We start from the raw sequence: 12,371 nt of genomic DNA on the forward strand, positions 1-12,371 counted from the left end.
CGGAGCCGCCCTTGTCCCTTCCCGAACTCGAAGACCGCCTGCGCCAGGACCTGGCCGCGCTGAACCTGCCGCCGGCCAATTGGGTGCCACCGCGGGACGGGGCGCTGGATGTGCTGGTGATTGGCGGCGGCATGCTGGGTCTGGCCGCGAGCTTTTCCCTCACGCGCCTGGGCATCCTGAACCACCGCGTGCTGGACAGCGCACCGGCCGGGCGCGAAGGCCCCTGGGTGACCTATGCGCGGATGCAGACGCTGCGCTCGCCCAAGCATCTGACCGGGCCGGGCGGGGACATCGCCGCACTCACCTTCCGCGCCTGGCACACGGCCCAGCACGGCGAGGATGGCTGGGCGGCGCTGGGGAAAATCCCGCGCGCGATGTGGCAGGAATACCTCGGCTGGTTCCGCGCGGTGCTCGGGCTGCCGGTCACCAATGGCGTGGCCTTCACCGGCCTCGTGCCCGATGCGGATGGGCTGATCACGGTCGCGACCAGCGAAGGGCCGATCCGCACGCGCCACCTGGTCCTGGCGACGGGGCGCGACGGTCTCGGCGGCCCGCGCATCCCCGACTGGGTGCGGCTGCCGCGTGGCCCGCGCATCCGCCACAGCAGCGAGGCGGTGGATTTCGCCGCACTCGCGGGGAAGCGCATCGCCGTGGTGGGTGCCAGTGCCTCGGCGGTGGACAATGCCGCCACGGCGCTTGAGCACGGCGCCGCTGAGGCGCACCTGCTGGTGCGGCGCGCGGCGATCCCCACGCTGAACCGCTTCAAATCGATGGTGCATCCCGGCTTTACCCACGGCATGCCGGCGCTCGACGATGCGACGCGCCTCGCCTTCCTGAAAGCCGCCAACGAGGGCGCGGTGGCGCCACCGCGCGAATCGCTGATGCGCCTGGCGCGCCAGCCGGGATTCCGTCTGCATCTCGCGGCCCCGGTGGAGGCGGCGGAGGAGGGTCCGGAGGGCGTCACGCTCGCGCTGCCTACCGGCCCGCTGCGGGTGGACTGCGTCATCCTCGGCACCGGCTTCGTCACGGACCTGTCGCTGCGCCCGGAACTCGCATCCGTCGCGCCGGCGATCCGCCTGTGGCGCGACGTCGTGCCCGATCCCGACGATTTCGCCGCGCACCCGCATCTGGGCGCGGGCTTCGCCTTCCAGCCCCGCGAGCCCGGCACCGCGCCTTGGCTCGCCCGGATCCACGCCTTCAACATCGCCGCCATCGCGAGCCTGGGGCTGATCAGCGGCGACATCCCCGGCGTTTCGGATGGGGCACGGCGCCTGGCCGAACACATCGCGGCCGCGCTGTTCCGCGCGGACGCGGCCGCGCACCTGGCAAAGCTGCGCGCCTATGCCGACCCCGAACTGCTGGGCGACGAAATCCCCCGCCGCTAGACCGCCTCGATATTGCCCGCCCGCGCAATGCCGCCCCACAGCGCCCGCTCGGACCGCATGAAGGCCAGTTGCGCCTCCGGCGTCATCGCCGCCGGCGCCGAGCCCATGGTGCGCAGCCGCTCGCCGATCTCGGCACCCATCGCCACCTGGTTCAGGCTCGCATTCATCCGTGCGAGGATCTCGGGTGGCGTGGTTTTCGGCGCCATGTAGGCGTACCAGGCGACGTATTCGCGGTCCTCCAGACCCAGCTCGATCGCGGTCGCGAGCTCGGGGATGCGCGGAGAGCGTTCGCGCGATGTCAGCGCCAGCGCCCGCATCCGCCCGCTGCTGATATGGCCCCAGCCCGCGCCCAGGCTGTCCACCATCAACGGCACCTGGCCGGAGACGACATCAAGCTGCGCCGGCGCGGTGCCGCGATAGGGCACCGCGGGCATGTCGAGGTTGTGCTTTTGCTTGAAGGCCTCGACGATCAGGTGGTTGATCGTGCCCGAGCTCGGCAGCGCGTAGTTCAGCTGGCCCGGCCGCGCGCGCGCCTCGGTGATGATGTCGGCGAGCGCATGGATTCGCGACTGCGGATTGGCCACCCAGATCATCGGCGAGGTGACGGAAAGGGCCACCGGGGCCAGATCCTCGATCGGGTCGAGCGGCATGGCGCGGAAGACGGAAATGTTGATCGACAGCGACCCCACGGCGGCAAACAGCAGCGTGTGTCCATCCGTCGCGCGCTGGACCTCCGACATGCCGATATTGCCGTTCGCACCGGGCCGGTTGTCCACCACCACGGGCTGCCGCCACATCTCGGACAGCTGCTGGGCCATCATGCGCGCATAGATGTCGAAGCCGCCGGTGACCGAGGGCACGATGATGCGCACCGGCCGCGTGGGCCAGGCCTGCTGGGCGCGCAGCGCGGGTGCGGCGAGCATCGCGCCCGCCGCACCCATCAAAACGCGGCGCTTCATGCGGGCGTGGTTTCGCTCGGCGGGTAGTTCAGCTCCACCGCGATCCCATCCGGGTCGTAGAGGAAGAGCTGGGTCTGGTTGTCGCGCGGGATCACACGGGTCTCGAACTCGATGCCGCGTGCGGCGAGGTTCGCGCGCATCTCGGCCAGGCCCGTGCAGGAGAAGGCGATGTGGTCGAGCTGGCCGGTGGGCTGCACCCGGCGCTCCCCGAATTTCGCGTCGCGTTCGCCGCGGTCGCCGATCAGGTGCACCGTCGGCACGTCGCCGACGTAGAGCCAGTGGCCGGGAAAGCCGAGCGGCGGGCGGTAGCCCTCCGGCAGGCCGAGCACGTCGGAGTAGAAGGCGCGCGTCTTCTCCAGATCCACCGGGCGGATCGTGTAGTGGTTCAGGGCCTCAAGCGGCATGGGTCTCTCCCGTCACAGAAAGCGCGGATTGGGCTCGAGGCCGAACAAATGCTGGCCGACGGTCTCGAAGTGGTTCTTGCGCGCCTGCACCTGCTGCGTCACCGCGTGGATGTCGCGGAAGCGGCGCTCGAAGGGGCCGCCTTCGAAGATCGCGGTGGCGCCGGATTCGAGATAGGCGAAATCGGCCACCGCCTTCGCCTGATGGATGGCGTAGGTGGAGGCGAGGCGGATGGTGACCTTCTGGTCGGTGGTGAGGTCGCGGCCCTCCTCCGCATCTTCCCAGCATTCGCGCAGCGTCATCAGCAGGCCCGCGCGCGCGGCGCGCCACTGGCCCTCGGCCTGGGCGAGGCCGGATTGCAGGGCCGGACTGTCGGCGAGGCGCCGCGCCGTCGCCTGCGGCGTCTTCCTGGTGGCGAGTGCCACGAAGGCATCGAGCAGCCCGCGCGCGATGCCGAGCGCCACGCCCGCGAAGCCCGCCGCGTAGAGATGGGTGGTGGTGAAACGATAGAGTGGCCCGCGGCCATGCGGGCGGCGCTCATCCTCGCGGTCGCGGCGCACGGTGAGCGTGGTGGGGACGAAGAGATCCTTCACCGTGTAGGTGTCGCTGCCGGTGCCGCGCAGGCCCATCACGTTCCAGTCCTCGCGCATGGTCATCGCGCTGCGCGGAAACATCATGGTGCGGTCGGTGGGCGTGCCGTCCGGGTCCAGGCGCGGGGTGCCGTCGGCCTCCATCACCTTGCAATGCCCGCCGAGCCAGGTGGCGTGCCGGCCGCCGCTGGCGAAGGACCAGGTGCCGTTGACGACGAAGCCGCCCTCGGTCACCCGCGCCGTCTGGTTGGGCAGGATCACGCCCCAGGCGAAGGAGGCCTCGCGCGGCGACCAGATGGTGCGCGCCGCGTCGAGATCCATGTAGGCGGCCGACATCGAGCAGCCCGACGCCTGGCCGATGCACCACGCCGCCGAGGCATCCGCGGCCGCCAGGATCGACATCATGCGCACATAGGTCTCGGGGCTGGCCTCGTCGCCGCCGACCGCCTTGGGCAGCAGCGTGCGGATGATGCGGTTTTCGTACAGCGCCTCAAGCAGTTCGGGCGGCAGGGCCCGGTCCTTCTCGATGCGCGACGCGGCGGCTTCGATCAGGGGTGCGACGCGCCGCGCACGCGAGACCGGATCCTCCCCGATCTGGGCCGACACGACCACCCCACGGGCTGCGCTCATGCGTTCTCTGATCCCTGCACCAAGGCCGGGATGGTCGGCCCGCGCGCGCGGGCGTGTCAAGGCAGCCGGCCCGCGCAGAGCGTGGCTTGAGCTTCTCGTGAAGTGCCGTAGTCTGCGCGCAGGAACGTTCAACCAAAGCAAGACACCAGGCTCGCGCGGCATGGCGCAGGCCCGGGCATAACAAGATTGCAGGGGAGACCACCATGACCATCACCCGCCGCGACCTCGCACTCGGCACCGCCGCCATATGCCTCGCCGCCCCGGCGCTGGCGCAGACCGCCGAGCCGATCCGCTTCGGCTGGCTCGCCGCCATGACCGGACCCAGCTCCGCCCCCGCGGTCGGCTTCGACCGCGGCGTGCGCTTTGCCGCCGAGGCGATCAACGCCGCCGGCGGTGTGCGCGGGCGCAGGCTCGAGGTGCTGACGCGCGACACCCAGGGCGACCCGACCAAGGCGGTGAACGCGACGCAGGAGATGATCAGCCAGCTGCGCGTCCACGCCATATGGGGCCCGACCAATTCCGGCGAGAGCCTGGCGACCACGGCCATCATGGCGCGGGCCAACATGCCCAACATCCACCCCTGCGTGGTCGACAGCCTGATCGATGCGCGCCGCTACCCGAACGCCTTCCGCATCGCCCCCTCCAACACGCAGTGGGACGATGCGGTGCGCAACTACTGCCTGCAGCGCGTGAATGCGCGGAAGGTCGCGATCATCGGCGACACGACGGGCTATGGCGTGAGCGCGGTGAATGCCTGCGTGGCGAGCTTCCAGCGCGAAGGTGCGGAGGTGGCCTACAAGGCCAATATCGACGCGACGCAGCCCGACATGACGCCCGACATGCTGCGCGCACGGACCGCGGGTGCGGAGGCCATCGTCATCTGGTCGGTCTCGACGGGCATGATCGCGCGCATGCTCAACACCCGCGCGAGCATGGGCTGGGACGTGCCCTTCGTGGGCCACCCCGCGCTGTCCTCGGGCGAGATCGGCACGCTCGTCGAGCGCCCCGCGAATTGGGAGAAGGTCTACGCGATCGGCTATCGCAGCTGCGCCTACAATGATGCGGGGCAGTTGCCGGAGCGCATGGCGGGGCTGGTGTCGCGCATGCGCGGCAAGGTGAACCTGGCCGACACGCTGCTGTGGTGGGTCTCCTGCGGCGTCGATGCGGTGGAGCTGGTGGCCAAGGCCGTCGAGGCGACGAACTCGACCGCGAAGGAAGCGATCATCGCGCACTGGAACACGCTCGCACCCTATCGCGGCTACTACGGCGACTTCACCTTCACCGCGACCGAGCACAATGGCTACCCGGTCGCCGACATCGTGATGGTGCGCGCCAACACCGCGCGCGACGGCGCCTTCAACCTGGCCCCTGGGTATACCTGAGCGCCCCAGAGACACAGAGCGATGATCGCTTCGATCCTGGCGTCCGGCCTCGCGGTCGGCGCCGTCTATGCGCTGATCGGCATCACCTACAACACCATGTTCGCGACCTCGCGGGTGATGAGTTTCACCGCGGGGCAGCTGGGCATGCTGGGTGGCGTCCTGGGGTCGATGTTCATCCTCAAGCTCGGTCTGCCGCTGGTGGTGGGGCTGGTGCTCACGCTGGTGGTCTGCGCGCTGATCGGCGTGCTCACCGAGATCGTCGCGGTGCGGCCGGTGCTCAAGAGCCTGGACCAGCATCTGTACGTGCTGACGACGCTGGCGGTCGCGCTGCTGATCCAGCAGTTCACGGCCATCCAGTGGGGCACGGAGCCGCAGCCCTTCCCGCGCCTGCTCGAGGCGGGCAGCGGGCTGCTGGATGAGAAATACTGGCTGCCGGTGGTGACCTGCGCGGTCACCATCATCGGCCTCGAATACCTCTATCGGCGCACGCTGGTGGGCCACGCCTTCATCGCCATCGCGGAGGATAATTTTGCCGCCCGCGCGCTCGGCCTGCCGGAGCGCAATCTGCGCATCGCGAGCTACGCGCTGGCCGGGGTGATCGGCGGGCTCGCCGGATTCTCCGGCGGGCAGCTGCTGCTGGCCTTCTTCGCCAATGGGCCGCTGCTGAACTTCTACGGGTTCATCCCGGTGGCATTGGGCGGGCTGGGCAACAATCGCGGCGCGGTCATCGGCGGCGTCGCGCTGGGGCTGTTCCAGCAGGCGGCGAATTTCTACGCCGGCGGGATCTTCGCCTCCGTCGCGGTGTTCTCGCTGTTCATCATCGTGCTGCTCGCCGCGCCGCAGGGCCTGTTCGGCGCCACCGCCTCGCGGAGAGTGTGAGTGCGCTCTCTCATGCTGCGTGCGCTTCCGTTCCTCGCGATCCTGGGCGTCGGCCTCGCGACGCCGCTCAGCGACAATGAATACTGGGCGCTGATCGTCACCCGCATCGCCATCTACTGGGTGCTGATCTCCGGGCTGAACCTCATCGTGGGGTATGCCGGGCAGCTCGCCATCGGCTACGTCGCGCTGTTTGCGCTGGGCGCCTACACCGCGAGCGTGCTGGCCGCCGGCAACGCCACGCCGGAGGTTCCGGCCTTCGCCGCCCTCGGCATCGCGGGGCTCGCGGGGGCGGTGTTCGGCGTGGTGGTGGGGCTGCCGGCGCTGCGGCTGCGCACCTTCTACTTCGCCATCTCGACGCTGGGTTTCGCCACCATCGTGACGCAGATCGCGCTCGCCTGGCAGCCGGTGACCGGCGGCGGCATCGGCGTGCCCGGCCCTGCCCTGCCCGCGCCCTTCGATACGCCCTGGGGGCTGCTGTATTTCTGCCTCGGCTTCGCGGCGCTCTGCACCTGGATCACCGCGAACATCGCGAACAGCCGCTTCGGCCGCGCGCTCGTCGCCGTGCGCGACGCCGATGTGGCGGCGGAAGCGACCGGCATCGACAAGGCGCGCCTGCTGATCCTCGTCTTCATCCTCGCGGGCGCTCTCGCCGCCATCGCCGGCGGGCTGTTCGCGAGCCTGCAGACCTACATCACCCCCGACGCCTTCACCTTCGAGCTGTCGCTGCTGTTCTTCATCTCGGTGCTGATCGGCGGGCGCGGGTCCATCCTCGGCCCGCTCCTCGGCACCATCGTGCTGACGCTGCTGCCGGAGGTCGCCGCACCGCTCGCCGCCTGGTCGACCTTCCTCTACGCCGCACTTCTGCTGGTCATCGTGCTCGCGGTGCCGGGGGGGATCGCGGCGCTGATCGATTTCCGCAATCGTAAGCCTCTGCCGGCAGGGCGCGTCATCGCGTCCCGCCCCGAAGCCATCCAGCAACTCATCGCCCACACCGCGACGCCGGACACGCTGTCGCTACGCGGCATCACGCTCGCATTCGGCGGCGTGAAGGCGATCGACGGGCTGGACCTCGATGTGAAGCCTGGCCAGATCCACGGCCTCATCGGGCCCAATGGGAGCGGTAAGACGACGACGCTCAACGTCATCTCCGGCTACTACCGCGCCGGCGCGGGGACCATGACGCTCGGCGGCCGCACGCTGGCCCCCGGGCGCTCGACCGATCGCGCCAGCCACGGCATCGCGCGCACCTTCCAGACACCGCGGCTGATCGGCGAGGCCTCGGTGCTGGAGAACGTCATGATCGGCGCGACCATCGAGGGCCGCGCGAGTTTCCTCGAAGCCATGCTGCGACTGCCCCGCCACCGCCGCGACGAGGCGGTGTTCCGCGAGCGTGCGCTTCTCGCGCTGCACGCCGTGGGCCTCGACGGCGTCGCTGAGGTGCGCGCCGACCGCCTGCAGCACTCGGAGCTGCGCTTCATGGAAATCGCCCGCGCGCTGATGCTTCGCCCCGCCTTCCTGCTTCTCGACGAGCCGGCCGCGGGCCTGTCGCACGACGAGATCGACCGCCTCGCATCGCTGATCCGCGCGGTGAGCGACGCGGGGACCGCCGTCCTGCTGGTCGAGCACCACGCCGACCTCATCTTCGCCATCTGCGACCATGTGACGGTGCTGAACCTCGGCCGCATCCTGGCCGCCGGCAGCCCCGCAGAAATCCGCAGCCACAAGGAGGTGGTCAGTGCCTATCTCGGCGCCTGAACCCCTCCTCCAGGTCACCGCGCTGGAAGCCGGCTACGGCAAGATCGGCGTGCTGCACGGCGTGACTATGGAGATCGCGGCCGGCGAAGTCGTGGCCCTGCTCGGACCCAACGGCGCGGGCAAGACCACGCTGCTGCGGGCGCTTTCCGGCCTGCTGCCCACCACCGGCGGCACGCTGCGCTTCGCTGGCCGCGACATGCTCGGTGCCGACCCGCGCGTCTGCGCCCGTGCCGGGCTCGTGCATGTGGTCGAGGGCCACCGCGTCTTCACCCAGCTCTCCGTCTTCGACAACCTGCTGCTCGCCGCCTACGACCTCTCGCGCAGCGAGCGCAATGCGCGCGTCGAGGAAGCGCTCGCCTACTTCCCCGAGATCGCGGCCAAGCGGGGCGACCGCGGCGGTGCCCTCAGCGGTGGCCAGCAGCAGATGCTCGCGGTTGCACAAGGATTGGTTCGCCGCCCGCGCTTGCTGATGCTGGACGAGCCCTCCGCGGGCCTCTCCCCGGTGCTCGTGGACCGCGTGCTGGACGTGGTGCGGCGCCTGCGCGAAGGCGGCACCGCCGTGCTGCTGGTCGAGCAGCTGGTGGAGAAGGCGCTGGCCGTCTCCGACCGCGCCTATGCCCTCGCCCAGGGCCGCATCATCCTCGCCGCCGATGCACGCGAGCCCGGGTTGCATGAGCGCCTCGAACGCGCATACTTCGGCGCATGAACGAAGACATCCGCCAGGAACTCGCCCCCACCGGCACGCTGCGCGCCGGGATCAACATGAGCAATTTCCTGCTCGTCTCGTCCCGCGGCCCGAATGACGAGCCGCGCGGCGTCTCGCCCGACATGGCGGCGCATATCGCGGGGTTGCTGGGCGTGCCGGTCGCACTCGTGCCCTTCCCCCGCCCCGGCGCGCTGGCCGATGCGGTGGACGACAATGTCTGGGATATCGGCCTGATCGGCGCCGAACCGCAGCGTGCGGAAAAAATCGCCTTCTCCGCCGCCTATGCCGAGATCGAGGCGACCTACCTGGTGCCTGCCGGCTCTCCCATCACGTCCATGGAACAGGTCGACCAGCCCGGCAACCGCATCGCGGTGACCGCGCGCGCTGCCTACGACCTTTGGCTCGAACGCAACATCACCAAGGCAAAACTGTTCCGCACAGAGACGCTCGACGCCGCCTTCGCGCAGTTCCAGGCGGAGAAGTTCGAGGTCCTCGCCGGCCTGCGCCCGCGCCTGATCACCGATGTGGCGGCGATGCCCGGCGCGCGCATCCTGGATGGCAATTTCACCACCGTGCAGCAGGCGATCGGCACCGCGCGGCGCAACACGGCCGGCGCCGCCTTCATCGCGAAGGCGGTCGAGGAGGCCAAGGCCTCGGGCCTGGTCGCATCGCTGATCGCGAAGCACGGGGTGCGGGGGCTGTCGGTCGCGCCGCCGGCGTGAGGCTCATGCCTCAGCCTTGAATGCCGCTTTCGCGCCGGCGGGTGTATAGAGCGCGCATGACCGACCGCATTGAAGACGCCACCGCATTGGAGCGCCGCTGACATGGCGGCCGACCCCTATGTGACGCTCGGCGTCGCGCGCGATGCCTCGCCCGAGGACATCAAGAAAGCCTACAAGAAGCTCGCCCGCGCCAATCACCCGGACCTGCACCCGGGCCAACCCGAGCGCGAGGCCAAGTTCAAAGCCGTCTCCGCCGCGAACGCGCTGCTCTCGGATGCCGCGCGTCGCGCGCGCTTCGATGCCGGCGAGATCGACGCCGATGGTCAGGAGCGGGCGCCACCGCCGCCCCGCTACCGCGAATACGCGGACTCCGATGCCGGCGCGCGCTATGGCGGCACCCCTGATTTCGACGACCTCTTCGCCGACATGTTCGAACAGCGTGCGCGGGCCAGCGCCGCGCCGCGCCGCGGCATGGACCAGAGCTACCGCCTGACCATCCCCTTCCCTGCGGCGATCCAGGGCTCGTCCGAGACGCTGACGCTTCCCGGCGGCCGCACGCTGAACGTCAAGATCCCTCCCGGCGTCGAGCCGGGCCAGGTCCTGAAACTGCGCGGCCAGGGCGATGTCGGTCGCAACAACGGCCCCGCGGGCGACGCGCTGATCGAGCTCGACATCGCCCCGCACCCGCTGTTCCGCCGCGACGGCGCCGATATCCGCTACGAGCTGCCGGTGAGCCTGGCCGAGGCGGTGCTGGGGGCCGCGATCCGCATTCCCACCCCCTCGGGTCCGCTGAAGGTGACGCTGCCCGCGGCGAGCGATTCCGGCCAACAGATCCGGCTGCGCGGCAAGGGCGTACCCGCACATGGCGGGCAGCCGGCGGGCGACCTGTTGCTCACGCTGCGCGTGGTGCTCGGCACGCCGGACCCGGCGCTGGTGGAATTCCTCCGCGACCATGCCGAGACCGGCGCGAGCCCACGTCAGGGCGGGGAGTGGGAGGCATGATCACCATCGACCTGCTTTGTGCGCGCTTCACCCCGCTCGCCCCCGAGGATGTGCGGCGCTGGGTCGCCGATGGCCTGCTCCGCCCCGAGGAGGGCGAGGTATTTGGCGAGATCGACGTCGAGCGCGTGCGCCTGATCATCGACCTGCGCGACACGCTCGACCTCGGCGAGGACGCGCTGCCGGTGGTGCTCGGCCTGCTCGACCAGGTCTATGCCCTGCGCCGCCAGTTGCGTGCGCTGACGCGCGAAGACTGAGCCTCAGTCGAAGAAGCGGTTCGGCGGCCGCGGCAGGCCGAGATGCTCGCGCAGCGTGGTGCCCTCATACTCGCGGCGGAAGCGGCCGCGCCGCTGCAGCTCCGGTACCACCTGGTCGACAAAATCATCGAGGCCCCCGGGCAGCCAGGGGAACATGATGTTGAATCCGTCGCTGCCCGCGCCGTCGATCCAGGCTTCCATCGCATCGGCGATGGTCGTGGGCGTGCCGACCATCGACAGCCCGCCATAGCCGCCCAGGCGCTGGGCCAGCTGGCGCACGGTCAGCCCCTCGCGCTCGGCAAGCCGCATCGCGCGTTCCCGCCCGCTCTTGCTCTGCTCCGTCTCGGGGATCGGCGGCAGCGGTGCGTCCGGATCGAAGGCCCGCGCATCGACGCCGAGCGCGATGGAGAGCGAGGCGATCGCGCTGTCGTAGTGCACCAGGCTGTCCAGATGCGCGCGCTTGGCCTTCGCCTCGTCCACCGTCTCGCCGATCACCACGAAGCAACCGGGCAGGATTTTTATGTGATCCGGGTCGCGCCCATACGCCTTCGCCCGCGCTTTCACGTCCGCATAAAACCGCTGGCCATCCTCCAGTGTCCCCGGCGCGCAGAACACCGCCTCCGCCGTCTCCGCCGCGATCTGCCGTCCGGCCTCGGACGACCCCGCCTGCACGATCACCGGCCAGCCCTGCACCGGGCGCGCGATGTTGAGCGGGCCGCGCACCTTCAGCTCCGGCCCCTCATGGTCCAGCGCGCGGACACGGTCGGGGTCGAAGAAGATGCCGCTCTCGACATCGCGCACCAGCGCGTCGTCGGCCCAGCCATCCCACAGGCCGGTGACCACATCGAAGAATTCGCGCGCGCGCTTGTAGCGTTCGCCATGCGCCATATGCGCGTCCTGGCCGAAATTCAGCGCGGCGTCCGGATTCGCGGTGGTCACCAGGTTCCACCCCGCGCGGCCGCCACTGATGTGGTCCAGCGAGGCGAATTTCCGGGCGACGTGATAGGGCTCGTTGTAGGTGGTGGACGCCGTCGCGATCAGGCCGATGCGCTCCGTCACGGCGGCCAGGGCGGGCAGCAGGGTGAGCGGGTCGAAGGACGTCACGGTGTGGCTGCGCTTGAGCGCATCGACCGGCATGTTCAGGAAGGCCAGGTGGTCGGCCATGAAGAAGGCGTCGAACTTGCCGCGCTCCAGCGTCTGGATCAGGCGCTTGAGTTTCGGGAAATCGAAATTGGCGTCGGGCCAGGCGCCGGGATAGCGCCAGGCGCCGGTGTGGATGGAGACCGGGCGCATGAAGGCGCCGAGGTGGAGCTGTTTCATCGGACCAGGGTCTCCCGTTCGTTCACGCGTGGCTCGCATGCGACAGCACGTTCACCAGCGCGCCATCGGGCGCGCGGATGAAGAAGCGCCGCACGCCCCAGGGTTCATCGGTGAGGTCATAGGCGATCTCCGCGCCCAGTTCGCGCGCGCGGGCGTGGATGGCGTCGACGTCGTCGACCTCGATCGAGATGTCGGGCACCGGCGTGCCCGATCCGCCCTCGGAGGCGATGCTCATCTGCACGCGCGCCGTCTCGCCCGAGGCGAGGGTGACGATCCAGCCCTGGTCCATGACGACCTCGAGCCCGAACAGCGCGACGTAGAAATCCCGCGTCTCCGGCATGGCGCGGGCTGCCAGGTTCGCCACGATCCGTAGAACGGTCATGCT

13 protein-coding genes are annotated in these 12,371 nt (G+C 70.0%); 8 read left to right on the forward strand and 5 right to left on the reverse strand.

What is annotated here, in order from left to right:
* Positions 1 to 11: 11 nt before the first annotated feature.
* Entirely contained in the window at positions 12 to 1,385 is a 1,374-nt protein-coding gene (locus GXW79_RS12600) for an NAD(P)-binding domain-containing protein (protein WP_246503961.1), read from the forward strand.
* Here GXW79_RS12600 and GXW79_RS12605 read toward each other — a convergent pair.
* The 3 genes from GXW79_RS12605 to GXW79_RS12615 are packed head-to-tail and all read right to left on the reverse strand — an operon-like array spanning position 1,382 to position 3,966.
* Complete coding sequence (locus GXW79_RS12605) at positions 1,382 to 2,344, reverse strand: Bug family tripartite tricarboxylate transporter substrate binding protein (protein ID WP_211874747.1); 963 nt, start codon at positions 2,342 to 2,344, stop codon at positions 1,382 to 1,384. The two genes, GXW79_RS12600 and GXW79_RS12605, sit on opposite strands and share 4 nt — an antisense overlap.
* Positions 2,341 to 2,748 (reverse strand): VOC family protein, encoded by a 408-nt coding sequence (locus GXW79_RS12610; RefSeq protein WP_211874748.1) that lies wholly within the window; start codon positions 2,746 to 2,748, stop codon positions 2,341 to 2,343. Before GXW79_RS12610 ends, GXW79_RS12605 begins: the two co-directional genes overlap by 4 nt.
* Before the next feature lie 12 nt (positions 2,749 to 2,760).
* Entirely contained in the window at positions 2,761 to 3,966 is a 1,206-nt protein-coding gene (locus GXW79_RS12615; protein ID WP_211874749.1) for an acyl-CoA dehydrogenase family protein, read from the reverse strand.
* Positions 3,967 to 4,169: 203 nt separating this feature from the next.
* Between GXW79_RS12615 and GXW79_RS12620 the strand changes: the two genes are divergently transcribed.
* The 7 genes from GXW79_RS12620 (at position 4,170) to GXW79_RS12650 (ending at position 10,666) form a co-directional block, all read left to right on the forward strand.
* Complete coding sequence (locus GXW79_RS12620) at positions 4,170 to 5,348, forward strand: ABC transporter substrate-binding protein (protein WP_211874750.1); 1,179 nt, start codon at positions 4,170 to 4,172, stop codon at positions 5,346 to 5,348.
* Positions 5,349 to 5,369: 21 nt separating this feature from the next.
* The gene (locus tag GXW79_RS12625; protein WP_211874751.1) at positions 5,370 to 6,227 is read left to right on the forward strand and encodes a branched-chain amino acid ABC transporter permease; all 858 of its coding nucleotides are present in this window, start codon (positions 5,370 to 5,372) and stop codon (positions 6,225 to 6,227) included.
* Positions 6,228 to 6,239: 12 nt separating this feature from the next.
* Positions 6,240 to 7,982 (forward strand): branched-chain amino acid ABC transporter ATP-binding protein/permease, encoded by a 1,743-nt coding sequence (locus GXW79_RS12630; RefSeq protein WP_211874752.1) that lies wholly within the window; start codon positions 6,240 to 6,242, stop codon positions 7,980 to 7,982.
* The gene (locus tag GXW79_RS12635) at positions 7,963 to 8,688 is read left to right on the forward strand and encodes an ABC transporter ATP-binding protein (RefSeq protein WP_211874753.1); all 726 of its coding nucleotides are present in this window, start codon (positions 7,963 to 7,965) and stop codon (positions 8,686 to 8,688) included. Before GXW79_RS12630 ends, GXW79_RS12635 begins: the two co-directional genes overlap by 20 nt.
* Entirely contained in the window at positions 8,685 to 9,410 is a 726-nt protein-coding gene (locus GXW79_RS12640; RefSeq protein WP_211874754.1) for a transporter substrate-binding domain-containing protein, read from the forward strand. The genes GXW79_RS12635 and GXW79_RS12640 overlap by 4 nt, the downstream gene beginning before the upstream one ends.
* A gap of 102 nt (positions 9,411 to 9,512) precedes the next feature.
* A complete protein-coding gene (locus GXW79_RS12645; protein ID WP_211874755.1) occupies positions 9,513 to 10,412 on the forward strand; it encodes a DnaJ C-terminal domain-containing protein in 900 nt (299 codons plus the stop codon).
* The gene (locus GXW79_RS12650) at positions 10,409 to 10,666 is read left to right on the forward strand and encodes a chaperone modulator CbpM (protein WP_211874756.1); all 258 of its coding nucleotides are present in this window, start codon (positions 10,409 to 10,411) and stop codon (positions 10,664 to 10,666) included. Before GXW79_RS12645 ends, GXW79_RS12650 begins: the two co-directional genes overlap by 4 nt.
* A gap of 3 nt (positions 10,667 to 10,669) precedes the next feature.
* On the opposite strand, the gene GXW79_RS12655 is transcribed toward GXW79_RS12650, so the two are convergent.
* Entirely contained in the window at positions 10,670 to 11,986 is a 1,317-nt protein-coding gene (locus tag GXW79_RS12655; protein ID WP_211874757.1) for an LLM class flavin-dependent oxidoreductase, read from the reverse strand.
* 22 nt (positions 11,987 to 12,008) lie between these two features.
* Positions 12,009 to 12,368 (reverse strand): VOC family protein, encoded by a 360-nt coding sequence (locus GXW79_RS12660; RefSeq protein ID WP_211874758.1) that lies wholly within the window; start codon positions 12,366 to 12,368, stop codon positions 12,009 to 12,011.
* Between the last annotated feature and the right edge of the window lie 3 nt (positions 12,369 to 12,371).

It is taken from the genome of Plastoroseomonas arctica (genome assembly GCF_018128965.1).
Lineage (GTDB): Bacteria > Pseudomonadota > Alphaproteobacteria > Acetobacterales > Acetobacteraceae > Plastoroseomonas > Plastoroseomonas arctica.